Below are 15,030 nucleotides of genomic sequence, written 5' to 3'. Positions count from 1 at the left end.
GAATCACAGGTGAAACTATGATGGATAAACTGATTATCACTGGTGGTACGCGTCTGGATGGCGAAATCCGTATCTCCGGTGCCAAGAACTCTGCACTGCCTATTCTGGCAGCAACCCTGCTGGCGGATGATCCTGTTACTGTCTGCAACCTTCCCCATTTACACGACATCACTACCATGTTTGAGCTGTTTGGCTGCATGGGTATCGATCTGATGGTCGATGAGCGTATGAACGTTGAAGTTCATGCCAGCACCATCAAGCAGCTGAAAGCGCCCTATGAGCTGGTAAAAACCATGCGGGCTTCCATTCTGGTTCTGGGGCCTTTGCTGGCCCGGTTCGGTCGTGCTGAAGTCTCTTTGCCCGGCGGTTGTGCCATCGGCAGTCGACCTGTGGATCTGCATATTCGTGGCCTGCAGGCTATGGGTGCTGATATTTTGGTTGAAGATGGTTATATCAAGGCCAGTATCAGGGATCGTCTGAAAGGTGCCCGTATTTTCATGGATACCGTGACCGTAACCGGAACTGAAAACATTCTTATGGCAGCCTGTCTGGCCGATGGTGAAACCATTATCGAGAATGCTGCCCGTGAGCCGGAAGTGGTTGATTTGGCAGAATGTCTGAAAACCATGGGGGCCAAAATTGAGGGTGCTGGTACCGATGTTATACGTGTTCAGGGGGTTGAGCGTCTTAAAGGGTGCACCTATTCCGTTCTACCTGATCGAATTGAAACCGGTACTTATCTGATCGCCGCGGCTGCAACCGGAGGCCGCGTTCGTCTCAAGGACACTCAACCTGATCTGCTGGATGCGATTCTGATTAAATTGCGCGAAGCTGGTGCTACCGTAGAATGGGGTGAGGATTGGATTGAGCTGGACATGAAAGGTAAGCGTCCGGAAGCGATTGATCTTAGGACAGCTCCCTACCCTGCCATGCCAACCGATATCCAGGCCCAGTTTACGGCGTTGAACCTGATTTCTGATGGCGTAGGCAGCATCACAGAAACCGTTTTCGAAAACCGCTTTATGCACATTCAGGAAATGAAGCGGATGGGAGCTGACGTCAAAGTAGAAGGCAATACCGTTGTGATTAAGGGGGTTGACTCACTGAAGGCAGCTCCGGTTATGGCGACTGATCTGAGAGCATCAGCCAGTCTGGTGATTGCGGGCCTGATTGCTGAAGGTGACACGGTTGTGGAACGTATTTACCACATTGATCGTGGTTATGAGTGTATTGAAGAGAAACTTCAGCAGCTCGGTGCGAAAATTCAGCGTGTACCTGCCTGATAGCATTCTGTTCATTGCAGCTATGTAGCAGGGGCAAGCTTCAAGCTTGTCCCTGCTGAGCCTCTTAGATCAGTTCTGAATCTTTCTCTCTCATAAAAGTATAAAAATCCTCAGTCGGCACGGGTGTATGACACCCACGTTATCTTCTGTTTGGTGTAAACTACGCCACTTAAAGCAAAGGAAGCCTGTCCCGGATGTCCAGTCAGATCACAATAGCGCTTTCCAAAGGGCGCATACTCAAAGATACACTGCCTCTTCTCAAGGCGGCGGGTATTGAACTAGCTGAAGACCCTGCCAAGAGCAGGAAGCTGATTATTTCTACTACTCATCCAGACGTCAATCTGTTGATTGTCAGAGCCAGTGACGTACCCACCTATGTTGAGTACGGCGCTGCGGACGTCGGTGTGGCTGGAAAAGATGTGTTGCTGGAGCATGGATCGACCGAGCTTTATGAGCCTTTGGACCTGCAAATTGCTCAATGCAAACTCATGACTGCTGGTAAAACCGGGCATGAAGAGCCAACAACCGGTCGGGTCAAAGTAGCGACCAAGTTTGTGAATGTTGCCAGACGCTACTATGCATCCCAGGGGCGTCAGGCCGATGTTATCAAACTCTACGGTTCTATGGAGCTGGCGCCACTGGTGGGCCTGGCAGATATCATTGTTGATGTCGTGGATACCGGTAATACCTTGAGGGCCAATGGGCTGGAGCCAAGAGAATTGATCACTCAGGTATCCTCCAGGCTAGTGGTGAACAAGGCTTCCATGAAAGTAAAGTTTGAAGCCATTAATGCACTGATTCAGCAGTTGAGAGCTGCAGTAGACGCCCAAACCCATTAACTGCCATCACGGAAGAGCATTCTTGTTCCAATCCGGGATGAAAAGTTTTTATGATAAAAAGTGCGACGGAGTAATACGATGACGGTGAATCCTGTACAACTGAGCTACGGAAACCGGGATTTTAATGAGCAGCTGGGTCGTCTACTGGCCTGGGATAGTGTCTCTGACGAAGAGGTTCAGCATCGTGTTAAGCATATCATCGCCGAAGTGCGCTCCCGTGGTGACGAGGCTCTGGTAGAGTTCACCCATCGTTTTGATCGCCTTTCTGTTTCCGGTATGGGAGATCTTACTCTGGGAGAAGAGCAACTTCAGAAAGCGCTGGAAACCATCCCGCAGGAGCAGAGGCAGGCTCTGCAAACAGCGGCCAGCAGAATCAGAAGCTATCACGAGCGACAGGTGCAATCTTCCTGGACTTACCAGGAAGAGGACGGAACCGTGCTTGGACAACAAGTGTTGCCTATGGATCGCGTCGGTCTCTATGTGCCCGGAGGGAAGGCTGCCTACCCTTCATCCGTAATGATGAATGCCATTCCGGCTCATGTTGCTGGCGTAAAAGAAATTATTATGGTGGTGCCCACACCGGATGGTGTAGTCAATGACATGGTGCTTGCCGCTGCCGCTGTTGCTGGCGTCAAAAAAGTGTTCACCATTGGTGGAGCTCAGGCCGTGGCTGCTCTAGCCTACGGTACAGAAACCGTTCCCGGCGTCGACAAGATCGTTGGCCCTGGCAATATCTATGTCGCCACCGCCAAGCGTGAGGTGTTTGGTCAGGTGGGCATTGATATGATCGCAGGTCCATCGGAAATCCTGATCCTATGCGATGGTCACACGGATCCGGACTGGATAGCCATGGATCTGTTTTCACAAGCTGAGCACGATGAAGACGCTCAGTCAATTCTGGTGTCTCCGGATCAGGCTTTTCTTGATCAGGTTGTAGCAAGTATGCGCCGCTTGTTGCCTGACATGGAGCGCAGGAAGATCATTGCAGAATCGGTGAATAACCGAGGCATTATGATCCATGTTCCGGATATGAAAGCCGCCTGTGAGGTCAGCAACCGAATTGCTCCCGAACATCTGGAGTTGTCTGTAGAAGATCCTCAGGCTTTGTTGTCTGATATTCGTCATGCCGGTGCTATTTTTATGGGTCGTTATACGGCCGAGGCCTTGGGTGACTATTGTGCCGGTCCTAATCATGTATTGCCCACATCCGGCACGGCCCGGTTTTCCTCCCCGCTGGGGGTGTATGATTTTCAGAAGCGCTCTTCACTGATTCACTTTTCACCCGAAGGGGCTTCAGAAATAGGTAAAGTGGCTTCTGTAATGGCAAGAGGAGAATCCCTGACAGCTCATGCCCGTTCAGCAGAATACCGCATCAAGAAATGAAGCATCGACTTCTGGTGTGTCGTTGTTATCACTCTTCAGGAAAAACAGAAAGCCTGTTATAGCTGCGCTTATGCTCAGCTGTACACCACTACTATTCAGTTCCTGGGCGGCTTCACTATTAATCCGGTATCAGGCTGACCTTTCAGCCCTCAGTGTTGGGCAGTGGTTACCTTTCTTTCTATTGAGTGCTGTGACCATGGCTCTGGCTCTGACGCCCAGCACTTTTGTGGCACTGGTAGCCGGTTTTTTTCTTGGCTGGGATGCTATTCCCTATGTGTTGTCAGCTTATCTGATGGCTTCAGTAATGGGCTATTGTGCGGGAGCACTTCTGGATGGTGGACACCTGATGCATACCTTTCGAAACAGCCCGCGTGTCAAAAAAACACTGAAAACCCTCAATGCCAGCGGCTGGAGTCTTATGTTTCTGGTCAGGCTTTCGCCCGTTTTGCCTTTTGCATTAATGAACCTGTTGATGCCCGCATTGAAAGTCCCGTTTTCGGTTTTCCTGCTGGGTGGGTTCCTTGGCATGTTGCCCAGAACGCTTTTCTCCATCTGGCTGGGTCTCGGAACCTACGACATTGTTTCCCTGATGAATAGTGAAGCAATAGCGTCTCAGTCAAGCTGGTTGGTCATGCTGCTGGTCGTCCTGTCTGTTGCAGGGTTGTTCTTTCTGTTGAGTCATGCGGTAAAACAGGCAAAGACGATATAACAGGAAGAGTATCAGATGAGCTTTCTCACTAACTGCTATGTTTGTCACTCTCAGTCGAATAAAGAGGGGCAATTATGTGTAGGACTGTTCTGCGGCCACTGCTTGGAAGTGTATGTCTGATTTTAATGTGTCTCAATAGTTGGGCTCTGGGCTATTCTGAAACAGAAGCCGTTTGTCACGTTTCTGGAAAAAAGGTGTGTGTGACTGTTGAAAAGACCACTTCTTATGAAAAGTGGCTTTGGTTTTCCACATCATGCGATTTGAGGTGCGAGTATTATCATGATGCTTTTGTGGAACAGTTTTTTCCGCTGGAACATCTGAGCGAGTTTGATGGTTTCGGAATAAATCTCCGAAAAAAATCAGATGACAGGCTGGTTTGGAGTCATTACATGCTCGGCAGAGGGTATAAAAAGCAGGCTTTGATCGTCGAGATAGAAGTGACGAAGGAGGATCGCTTTGAGAGTCCTGAAGGCAAACTGTTTAACCAGCTGTTATTAGAAGATCTGTCGAGACTCCAGCCTGTAACCCCGGAATTATTGAAACGTCACAGCACCAATTACAGGGGATGGCTTTGGTGGGGGCTGGGTCATACTGTGAGTTTATTTTCTGGTTTTTTTGGTTCCTTTTTATTTCTGGCTTTAATGTCATAAACCTGAATCAGTTGACCATATTGGGTCGGGTCGCGACAACCGCCTTCATTTCAAGAGGGTGGTTGTTGCGCAGAATTTGTAGGGTGACTTCACTCCCGGGTGCTTCCTGAGCAACCATATTCATGACCTTCCTGCCATCATTGGTGCTTATGTTGTTGATGGCCATCAGAATGTCTCCACGTTTCAGGCCGGCCAAATCTGCTGGACCATTGTCGTAGACACCTGAAATCAAAATGCCAACATTGCTTTCAACACCGTACGCTTGCGCCAGTCGACTGGTGAGTGGCTGTGATTCTATGCCCAGCCAGCCTCGCACAACACGACCGTATTTGATGATGGACTGAGTGACAAATCGTGCCATGCTGGAGGGAATCGCAAAGCCAACGCCTTCATTACCTCCTCCCCTGGAAAACAGCAGCGTGTTAATGCCCACTAATTCACCACGGGCGTTGATCAGGGCGCCCCCTGAGTTACCCACGTTGATGGCGGCGTCGGTTTGAATAAAATCTTCATAAGTATTGAGACTGAGGTCATTCCTGCCAGTAGCGCTGATAATCCCCATGGTGACTGTTTGACCCAGTCCGAAGGGGTTACCTATAGCCAGAACCACGTCCCCCACCTCGGCCTGGCCAGAATCGGCCAGATCCAGGCTGGGTAAATTGTTTAAATCAATTTTCAGTACCGCCAGATCCGTCTCTGGGTCCCTGCCGACAATGGTTGCGGATTCTTCTCTGCCATCTTTCAGCACAGCCACAATACGGTCAGCGCCTTCAATAACGTGATTATTAGTCAGCAGGTAGCCGTCAGGGCTGATAATGACTCCGGAGCCGAGGCTGGTTTCTACCTTGGCTCTGCCAAGGTTGTTTTCTGTGAAGGGACTTTTCGGCATTCTGGAGGGGCTGGATTCATTGATCAGTGTGGCGGTAGCAATGTTAACCACGGCAGGCGCTGCTTCCTTGACTGCCGAGCTGTAGGAAACCTCGCCAATGCCCAATAGTTGTTCGCCCCTGCTGAGTACATTACTGAGACTCAAATGAGGCAGGCCCAGCCATTTCGGAGCAAGCAACATCACCAGCAAGGCAACAATCAGGCCTGACAGGGCGGGATAGATGAGCTGGTTGAGGAGTCTTTTCATGCTGTGCTTGTCAATGATTGTGGGTCAATGATTGTGGGCCGAGATTTCTGCTGCTGGAAATAAAAATTCTTGAAACCCGAAAGCCAGCAGTATAATCCTCTAATATACCTGTATTTTGTGGCTGATAGATAGCCCCCGAACTTATGGGAAGCTGGTCATGACCATGATGTGACAGCTTCCCGAATCCAATAAACAGTGGAGTGAAAAATGAGCATCACGCTGAAGCAGCTGGTGAAGATTCTCGAAGATGAACTACAACCGGGGCTGTTCAAAGATTACTGCCCCAACGGTCTACAGGTCGAAGGAAGTGAACAGATTAAACGTCTTGTGACCGGTGTGACGGCTTGTCAGGCCCTGATTGATAAGGCCGTTGAGCTCAGAGCCGACGCTATTCTGGTTCACCACGGCTACTTCTGGAAGGGTGAAGATTCTGCTATTGTCGGCATGAAGAAGCGCCGGATTGAAACACTTCTCGAGCACAATATCAGTTTGATCGGTTATCATCTGCCGCTGGATGGGCATCAGGAACTGGGTAACAATGCTCAGCTAGCCAGACTCCTCGGCTGGAAGACAGAAGGTGGCATGGAGCCGGGAAAAGCTCGCTCGGTAGGCAGCTGGGGAAGGCCTGCGACACCTGTTTCTCTGGACGTTCTGGGCAGGCAGATTGAAGAAAAACTGGGTCGTAAACCCCTGCTGATTGCGGGCGGTGACCATGAGATTAAAACTCTGGCCTGGTGTACTGGTGCGGCCCAGCGCATGATTGATCTGGCCCTGGATCTGAAGGTAGATGCTTTTGTGAGTGGTGAAATCTCCGAGTCCACAGTCCACTTTGCTCGCGAAAATGGCATTCACTACATCAGCGCCGGACACCACGCTACTGAGCGCTACGGTGTCAGGGCTTTAGGTGAATGGCTGGAAGAACAGCAAGGTGTTGAACATACCTTTGTCGATATTGACTCTCCTGTCTGAGCTTTTGATCAAACAGGCAGACCGATAGTTTATGGCGTTTCAGGGTTAATATAATGTTATGAATTATTGGTATAATTTTTTTGTTTTATATTCCATTGATGCTGCTAGTATTCGAACTAAGAACAACTCTTAGCCAGCTTCGGGTTTAGCATTCATGTCTGACACAGCCACTCAGGAGAGCACTAAAGAACGTGCTATCGAGCTTTCTGGAGAGCGCCTCAACCATTTGAAGCAGCTCGAAGCAGAAAGCATCCAGATTATCAGGGAAGTTGCTGCCGAGTTTGATAACCCGGTTATGCTCTATTCCATTGGCAAGGATTCAGCGGTAATGCTGCATCTTGCCATGAAAGCCTTTTATCCGGGTAAACCGCCTTTTCCGCTCATGCATGTTGATACCACATGGAAATTCAAGGAAATGATTCAGTTCCGTGACCAGTTGGTCGATGACCTGGGTCTTGAGTTGATTGTGCATATCAATCAGGACGGCGTAGAACAGGGCGTTGGCCCTTTTTCCCACGGCAGCGCGAAACATACTGATATCATGAAAACCCAGGCCTTGAAACAGGCTCTGGACAAACACGGTTTTGATGCTGCATTCGGTGGCGCTCGTCGTGATGAAGAAAAGTCACGGGCGAAAGAGCGGGTTTACTCTTTCCGTGACAAGCACCACCGCTGGGATCCCAAGAACCAGCGGCCGGAACTCTGGAATATCTACAACAGTGAAGTAGAAAAGGGCGAAAGCATTCGGGTCTTCCCTCTGTCCAACTGGACTGAGCTGGATATCTGGCAGTATATCTATCGCGAAAATATTCCCATTGTTCCTCTCTATCTTTCTAAAGAACGCCCGGTGGTAGAACGTGATGGCAACCTGATTATGGTTGACGATGAACGTATGCCTCTGGAACCCGGCGAGAAACCAGTGATGAGGAAAGTCCGCTTTCGTACTCTGGGCTGCTACCCATTGACGGGAGCCGTTGAGTCAGAAGCTGACACTCTGCCTGATGTTATTCAGGAAATGCTGCTCACCAAAACATCTGAACGTCAGGGGCGGGTCATTGATCACGACAGTGCCGGATCAATGGAGAAGAAAAAACAAGAGGGGTATTTCTAATGTCTCATCAGTCTGATCTGATTGCTTCGGATATTCAGGAATATCTCCGCAGGCACGAGCAGAAAGAGATTCTGCGTTTCCTGACCTGTGGCAGTGTCGACGACGGTAAAAGCACCCTGATTGGCCGACTTTTACATGACACCAGCATGATCTACGAAGATCAGCTGGCCTCTGTTGAGAACGACAGCAAACGTGTAGGAACCCAGGGCGAAAAAGTTGATCTGGCTTTGCTGGTGGACGGTTTGCAGGCTGAGCGGGAGCAGGGCATTACTATTGATGTGGCCTATCGCTACTTCTCTACAGAAAACCGGAAGTACATCATTGCTGATACTCCGGGTCACGAACAATACACCCGAAATATGGCTACCGGAGCTTCCACCTGTGATCTGGCCATTATTCTGGTAGATGCCCGCCAGGGGGTGCTGACACAAACCCGTCGTCATACCTACATTGCCAGCCTGCTGGGTATCAAACACCTGGTAGTAGCGATCAACAAGATGGATCTGGTGGGTTTCAGTCAGGCACGTTTTGAGGAAATTCGTAATCAGTACCTGGACTTCTCTGAATCACTGAACCTGGGGGACGTTCGTTTTGTTCCTGTATCGGCTCTGGACGGAGACAACGTTGTTCATCGCAGTGACAAGGCTGACTGGTATACCGGGCAGACTCTGATGGAAGTGATGGAAAGCGTTGAGGTGGCGAATGACCGTAACCTCGATGACTTCCGTCTTCCGGTTCAATATGTGAGCCGACCCGACCTCGATTTCCGGGGGTATGCAGGCACTATCGCTTCCGGTGTGGTTAAGCCCGGCGACAGAGTAAAGGTATTACCCTCCGGACTGGAAAGTTCTGTCGCACGAGTGGTGACCTACGACGGCGATCTGGAGAAGGGTTTTGCGGGTCAGGCTATAACCCTGACGCTGGATGACGAGATCGATATCAGTCGCGGTGATATGCTGGTGCATGCCCGGGATGATATTTCGGTCTCTTCGCACCTGAATGCCAGTGTTGTCTGGATGGCAGAGCAGGCCATGAAGCCCGGGCGCCAGTACCTGATCAAATTTGCCACCACCAAAGTAGCAGGAAGTTTCACAGCCATTAATCACAGGGTGGATATCAATACCCTGGAACAACAGGAGGCCGATCAACTGGCACTGAATGAGATAGGCTCCTGCCAGCTGGTGCTGACACAACCTGTTGTTTTTGATCGTTATGAGGATAACCGTCAAACCGGTGCTTTTATTGTTATTGATCGCTTGAGCAATGCAACCATTGCCGCAGGCATGGTTGAATCTGCTGCGAACGAGGGTGCTACCGCAGAGACGGTTCTGGCCAGCGACAGGGCGAATCGACTGGGTCAGGGCGCCGCTCTGGTTATGGTTGATGGCTCTGAAGGTTATCTGCAGAAAGTAGAGCGTCATTTGTTTGATGGTGGGCTTTTACCGGTCGTCGTTGATCATCATGACCAACACTGGGTTCAGAAAACAGAAGCCCTGCTTCAGGCGGGACTGGTTGTTCTGGTGGCCAGGACTGAACTGAAAGACCTGCAGGTCGAAGTTTTACACAGCATTAATGAGTCAGATAGTCTGTCGGCTCTTGTTAATTCTCTGTCTTTGTAGCTGAGACGGGCTGTCGCAGTTGTCCGGTTGCGATAGCCCTTTTTCCTTCCCTCCGGGACACTGTCTGATCATTTATCATTCTTTATATAGGCACGCCAAGTAAGGTTGAGAGCTGAAATACGTACAAATGCTGGTACAGAGTCTCGACACCCTGATTCAATATTGCAACTCTTCTACAATGGGGAATTGGCACCTTATTCAGCCTGAGGTATGTTTGGAGGTTGAATCGGGACTGCTTCCCTCAGAGTCTGACTGTGAAGAGAGCAGCAACTGCCTGTTCCGGCCAGCCCCTCATATTCTTAGTTTTCTGGAGCCGAAATGAAAGCCAACTTTTATGCTGGACTGCGTGAGCAGCTGGAAGACCTTAAAAAAGAAGGTTTGTACAAAAGCGAGCGAGTGATTACCTCGCAGCAGCAGGCTGATATTACTGTTGATACTGGCGAAGAAGTGATTAATTTTTGTGCTAACAATTATCTCGGGTTGGCCAATTCCCCTGAGCTGATAGACGCAGGCAGGCAGGCGCTGGATAAATATGGCTACGGTATGGCTTCCGTACGTTTTATCTGTGGAACCCAGGATGTTCACAAAGAGCTGGAAAAGCGTATTTCCGAGTTCCTGGGCATGAATGACACTATCCTGTATTCCTCCTGTTTTGACGCTAATGCCGGTTTGTTTGAAACCCTGTTGGGCCCTGAAGACGCTATCATCAGTGACTCTCTGAATCATGCCAGCATCATTGATGGTATACGTTTGTGCAAGGCGAAGCGCTTCCGCTATGCCAACAACGACATGGCAGACCTGGAAGCCAAACTGAAAGAAGCTGCAGAAGCAGGCGCCCGTTACAAGCTGATCGCAACGGACGGTGTATTCTCCATGGATGGCGTGATTGCCAACCTCAAAGGTGTCTGCGATCTGGCGGACAAGTACGATGCCATGGTCATGGTAGATGACTGTCATGCCGCAGGTTTTGTCGGTGAGAATGGCCGTGGTACCCACGAACACTGCGGTGTAATGGATCGTGTTGACATTATTACCGGTACTCTTGGCAAAGCTTTAGGTGGTGCTTCCGGTGGTTATACCTCTGCCCGCAGCCCGGAAGTCATCGACTGGCTGCGCAACCGCTCCCGTCCTTACCTGTTCTCCAACACCCTGAGTCCAACCATTGCCAGCGCTTCTATCAAGGTGCTGGATATGCTGGAATCGGGCGGTGAGCTGCGTGAGAAGCTGCGCCACAACTCGAATTACTTCCGCACCGAGATGGAAAAGCTGGGCTTTACCCTGGCGGGTAATGGCCATGCGATCATTCCCGTCATGCTCGGCGATGCTTCTTTGGCGGCCGAGTTTGCGGAACGAATGCTGAACGAGGGAATCTATGTAGTAGGATTCTCTTTCCCTGTTGTTCCAAGGGGCGCAGCCCGAATTCGTACCCAGATGTCAGCTGCTCATAACCAGGAACACATGGATCGAGTGATTGCAGCCTTTGCTAAAGTAGGCCGTGAGCTGGGCGTTATCTCCTGAAGGACCTGCGGAGCTGAGTGAATAGGAAGCTGACATGAAAACCCTGGCAAAACTGAAAGCGGAAAAAGGCATCTGGCTGGCCGACAAGCCCAGGCCGGAACCTGGCTACAACGATGTTCTGATCAAGATTCGCAAAACAGCGATCTGTGGAACCGACATGCACATCTATAACTGGGATGAGTGGTCACAAAAAACCATTCCTGTTGGAATGCATGTAGGACACGAGTTTATTGGTGATATTGTGGAAATGGGCGAAGGCGTGCGCGGCTTTGAAATAGGTCAGCGTGTGTCCGGTGAAGGTCATATTACCTGTGGCCACTGCCGTAATTGCCGTGCCGGCCGTCGCCACCTTTGTAATTTCACGGTTGGTGTGGGTGTCAATCGGGAAGGAGCTTTCGCAGAGTACCTCTGCATACCAGCGACCAATGCTTTCCCGATTCCCGATGACATCAGTGATGATCTGGCCTCCATCTTCGATCCCTTTGGCAATGCTGTACACACTGCTCTGTCGTTTGATCTGGTGGGTGAAGATGTATTGATCACCGGTGCCGGTCCTATCGGCATTATGGCGGTTGCAATCTGCAGGCATGTCGGTGCTCGTAATGTTGTCATTACTGACGTCAACGAATACCGTCTGGATCTGGCCCGTAAAATGGGAGCTACCTGTGCTGTTAACGTTGCCACTGAAGATCTGCAAGAGGTCATGGCAAAACTGGGGATGGTAGAAGGCTTTGACGTAGGCCTGGAGATGTCTGGTAATGGTCGTGCTTTCCAACAGATGCTGGAAAACATGAACTACGGTGGCAAGGTATCCCTGCTGGGTATTCCTTCCAGCGATACCACTATTGATTGGAATCAGGTGATCTTCAAGGGTCTGGTCATCAAGGGTATTTATGGCCGTGAGATGTACGAAACCTGGTATAAAATGACCAGTATGCTCCAGTCCGGTCTGGATATTTCCCCGGTGATTACTCACCGGATGCCGGTGGATGATTTCCAGAAAGGTTTTGAAATCATGGGGTCCGGCCAGTCTGGCAAAGTGATTCTTGATTGGAGTTGACCATCTCTAACATCGACCTGTCCACGCCATAATACGACTTAGCTCTGGTTCCCATGCTTCGGTGGGTGTCTTAAAACCTCTGGTTCTGTAAAAGAAAATGTGGAGCCGAAAGGCTCCACGATCAGAAGTTAATGCTTAACCAAAGTCACCCGCGATATAGTCACGGGTCTTCTGATTTTCAGCTTTGTTGAAGATCTTGCCGGTTTTATCAAACTCAACCAGCTCACCCAGATACATAAAGCCGGTGTAATCAGAGATACGCATGGCCTGTTGCATGTTGTGAGTCACGATCACAATGGTGTACTTCTGACGCAGTTCAGTAATCAGCTCTTCAATGGCGCTGGTGGCCAGTGGATCGAGAGCCGACGTGGGTTCGTCCATCAGGATGACTTCCGGCTCCAGGGCAATGGTGCGGGCGATGCACAGACGCTGCTGCTGACCACCGGACAGGCTGCTGGCATCGGCATTCAGCTTGTCCTTCACTTCTTTCCACAGATGGGCTCGCTTCAGGGCCTTTCTGGCACGAATAGCCATTTCCGGCTTGCTCAGTCCACCTTTCATCTTCAGACCGAAGGTGATGTTGTCGTAAATGGACATAGGGAAAGGCGTAGGCTTCTGGAAAACCATACCGACTTTGGAGCGCAATTCATTCAGATCCACACCACGTTGCAGGATATTTTCGTTATCCAGCAGAATCTCACCTTCAGCCGACTGACTGCCATACAGGTCGAAGATGCGATTCATGGTGCGCAGCAGGGTGGATTTACCACAGCCGGAAGGACCAATCAGAGCCGTTACCTTGTTGTTGTAAATCGGCATGTTGATGTTCTTCAGGGCTGGTTCAGAACCTTTGCTGTAAAAGAAACTGAGGTCTTTTACTTCCATTCTGGGTTGCAGAATATCATCGGCCAGACCGGATTCTGTCTTGATTTGACTCAGGCTTTCTGTAGCCGCAGGAGCAGTAGCAATGTTCATGTTCATTTGGCTGCCTTTCGAGCTTTGATCCAACGCGGTAAAGCAGTGGACAGAATATTGATAATCAGAATAAATACGGTTATCAGCAGTGCGCCGGCCCAGGCCAGTTGATTCCAGGATTCAAAAGGGCTCATAGCATACTGATAAATGGTCACCGGCAGGTTAGCCATAGGCTTGTCCAGATCGGTGCTCATGAAGTTACTGTTGAGGGCGGTAAACAACAGGGGGGCTGTTTCACCGGTAATCCGCGCTACAGACAACAGAATACCGGTCATAATACCGGGGCCGGCTGCCCGATAGCACAGCTGGGTAATGACTCGCCAGCGCGGAGCGCCCAGTCCGCTACCTGCTTCTTTCAAGGTGGTGGGAACCAGGCGCAGCATTTCTTCTGTGGTGCTGACGATAATGGGCAGTGCCAGAATAGCCAGTGCAATGGCACCTGCCCAACCAGAAAAGGAGCCGGTGGTGACCACCACAACCTTGTAGACAAACAGGCCGACCAGAATAGAAGGTGCGCTCATCAACATACCGTTGAGAAAGCGCAGTGCTTCAGCAATTTTTGAACTCTTGTCGGATTCAGACAGCCAGGTACCAGCCAATACACCCAGAGGTGCGGCGATCAGAATACCAAGAGCGGTCAGAATCAAACTGCCAACAATGGCGTTTTTCAGGCCACCGTGGCTACCGGGTCCGGGAGTGAGTTCGGTGAAGACATGCAGACCCATGCCGGAAATACCTTTTCCGACCAGGCTGTATAGTACGCTGGCCAGAACCACCAGGCCAAACAGTGCACAGAAGGTACAGAAGCCGATGAAAGCGTAGTTCTTGAGTTTCCTGACTGGCATTATCGCTTCCTCAACAGCAGACGGGCAGTACCCATCACAATAAAGGTGAGTACAAACAGTACCAGGCCCAGACTGATCAGAGCCGAGATGTGCATCTCATTAGTCGCTTCGTTGAACTGCTGCGCAATCGTAGAAGAAATAGAGCTCGCAGGCATGAACAGTGAAGTCTCTATACGGTTGGCGCCGCCTATTACAAAGGCAACTGCCATGGTTTCTCCCAGGGCACGACCCAGGCCGAGGATTCCGGCACCCACTGCGGCATTCTTGATACTTGGCAGCAGCACTCGGGTAATGACTTCATAGGGCGTAGCGCCAACACCGTATGCTGCTTCTCTGACCACATTGGGAATGGTTTTCAGGGCGTCACGAGTTAAAGCCGTAATAATGGGCAAAATCATGAACGACAGAATGATGCCCGCCGTTAGTAGACCTATACCGATGGGGGGACCGTCAAACCAGTGGCCAATCAGAGGCAGGCCAACCAGGTTTTCCAGTGCCCAGAATTGGAAGCCTTCTGAGAACCAGGGTGCGAAGACAAAAAGACCCCATATACCGTAAATAATACTGGGTACAGCGGCCAGCAGCTCAATGGCCATGCTCACGGGGCGACTGATCCAGTCGGGGGCCAGCTCGGCCAGGAAGATCGCTGTGCCCAGACCGACAGGAATGGCAATAATAATGGCGATAAGCGAAGAAACCAGGGTGCCATAAATAGCAGAAGCGGCACCAAACTCACTGTTTACCGGGTCCCAGACATTACGAAATACAAAGCCGGGGCCAAACTCGGAGAGAGCCAGCCAACCGCCGTCGATCAGGGAAAGGATAATCCCGATCAACACCAGAAAAATCAGAATGGCGCTGGTGAAGCTCAGTCTGTAGAAGATTGAGTCACCCTTTATAGCGCTGGGCATCGCAGTTAAAAGCATAAGCTACA

14 protein-coding genes are annotated in these 15,030 nt (G+C 50.5%); 10 read left to right on the top strand and 4 right to left on the bottom strand.

Annotation, left to right across the window (positions count from 1 at the left end; genetic code table 11):
• Positions 1-20: 20 nt before the first annotated feature.
• From murA to ACOJUO_RS01845, 5 genes are all read left to right on the top strand, one after another.
• Positions 21-1,283: a UDP-N-acetylglucosamine 1-carboxyvinyltransferase gene (gene murA / locus ACOJUO_RS01865; RefSeq protein ID WP_422137139.1), complete on the top strand. Its 1,263-nt coding sequence runs from the start codon at positions 21-23 to the stop codon at positions 1,281-1,283.
• Positions 1,284-1,477: 194 nt separating this feature from the next.
• Complete coding sequence (gene hisG / locus ACOJUO_RS01860) at positions 1,478-2,122, top strand: ATP phosphoribosyltransferase (protein WP_422138759.1); 645 nt, start codon at positions 1,478-1,480, stop codon at positions 2,120-2,122.
• 78 nt (positions 2,123-2,200) lie between these two features.
• Positions 2,201-3,505, top strand: a complete 1,305-nt coding sequence (gene hisD / locus ACOJUO_RS01855; RefSeq protein ID WP_422138758.1) for a histidinol dehydrogenase — start codon at positions 2,201-2,203, stop codon at positions 3,503-3,505.
• Positions 3,471-4,214 (top strand): TVP38/TMEM64 family protein, encoded by a 744-nt coding sequence (locus ACOJUO_RS01850; protein ID WP_422138757.1) that lies wholly within the window; start codon positions 3,471-3,473, stop codon positions 4,212-4,214. The genes hisD and ACOJUO_RS01850 overlap by 35 nt, the downstream gene beginning before the upstream one ends.
• Positions 4,215-4,288: 74 nt before the next feature.
• On the top strand, positions 4,289-4,864 hold the full coding sequence (locus ACOJUO_RS01845; RefSeq protein ID WP_422135055.1) for a hypothetical protein: 576 nt from the start codon (positions 4,289-4,291) through the stop codon (positions 4,862-4,864).
• Between the two features lie 7 nt (positions 4,865-4,871).
• On the opposite strand, the gene ACOJUO_RS01840 is transcribed toward ACOJUO_RS01845, so the two are convergent.
• On the bottom strand, positions 4,872-5,999 hold the full coding sequence (locus ACOJUO_RS01840; RefSeq protein WP_422135054.1) for a S1C family serine protease: 1,128 nt from the start codon (positions 5,997-5,999) through the stop codon (positions 4,872-4,874).
• Between the two features lie 207 nt (positions 6,000-6,206).
• Between ACOJUO_RS01840 and ACOJUO_RS01835 the strand changes: the two genes are divergently transcribed.
• The 5 genes from ACOJUO_RS01835 (at position 6,207) to tdh (ending at position 12,276) form a co-directional block, all read left to right on the top strand.
• Complete coding sequence (locus tag ACOJUO_RS01835; protein ID WP_422138756.1) at positions 6,207-6,968, top strand: Nif3-like dinuclear metal center hexameric protein; 762 nt, start codon at positions 6,207-6,209, stop codon at positions 6,966-6,968.
• Positions 6,969-7,122: 154 nt separating this feature from the next.
• A complete protein-coding gene (gene cysD, locus ACOJUO_RS01830; RefSeq protein WP_422138755.1) occupies positions 7,123-8,079 on the top strand; it encodes a sulfate adenylyltransferase subunit CysD in 957 nt (318 codons plus the stop codon).
• Entirely contained in the window at positions 8,079-9,698 is a 1,620-nt protein-coding gene (gene cysN / locus ACOJUO_RS01825) for a sulfate adenylyltransferase subunit CysN (protein WP_422138754.1), read from the top strand. The genes cysD and cysN overlap by 1 nt, the downstream gene beginning before the upstream one ends.
• A gap of 318 nt (positions 9,699-10,016) precedes the next feature.
• On the top strand, positions 10,017-11,216 hold the full coding sequence (locus ACOJUO_RS01820; protein ID WP_422135050.1) for a glycine C-acetyltransferase: 1,200 nt from the start codon (positions 10,017-10,019) through the stop codon (positions 11,214-11,216).
• A 34-nt stretch (positions 11,217-11,250) separates the two neighbouring features.
• A complete protein-coding gene (gene tdh / locus ACOJUO_RS01815) occupies positions 11,251-12,276 on the top strand; it encodes an L-threonine 3-dehydrogenase (RefSeq protein WP_422135049.1) in 1,026 nt (341 codons plus the stop codon).
• Positions 12,277-12,411: 135 nt separating this feature from the next.
• On the opposite strand, the gene pstB is transcribed toward tdh, so the two are convergent.
• The 3 genes from pstB to pstC all read right to left on the bottom strand — a co-directional run bounded on the left by pstB (position 12,412) and on the right by pstC (position 15,022).
• Entirely contained in the window at positions 12,412-13,161 is a 750-nt protein-coding gene (pstB, locus tag ACOJUO_RS01810; RefSeq protein WP_422137138.1) for a phosphate ABC transporter ATP-binding protein PstB, read from the bottom strand.
• Positions 13,162-13,253: 92 nt separating this feature from the next.
• Positions 13,254-14,096, bottom strand: coding sequence for a phosphate ABC transporter permease PstA (pstA, locus tag ACOJUO_RS01805; protein WP_422135048.1), 843 nt, complete (start codon positions 14,094-14,096; stop codon positions 13,254-13,256).
• On the bottom strand, positions 14,096-15,022 hold the full coding sequence (gene pstC / locus ACOJUO_RS01800) for a phosphate ABC transporter permease subunit PstC (RefSeq protein WP_422138753.1): 927 nt from the start codon (positions 15,020-15,022) through the stop codon (positions 14,096-14,098). The genes pstA and pstC overlap by 1 nt, the downstream gene beginning before the upstream one ends.
• Between the last annotated feature and the right edge of the window lie 8 nt (positions 15,023-15,030).

This window comes from Endozoicomonas sp. ALC020, assembly GCF_049275935.1.
GTDB lineage: Bacteria > Pseudomonadota > Gammaproteobacteria > Pseudomonadales > Endozoicomonadaceae > Endozoicomonas_A.
Note: the sequence above shows the minus strand (reverse complement) of the source record. Positions and strands in the feature narration are given on the sequence as shown.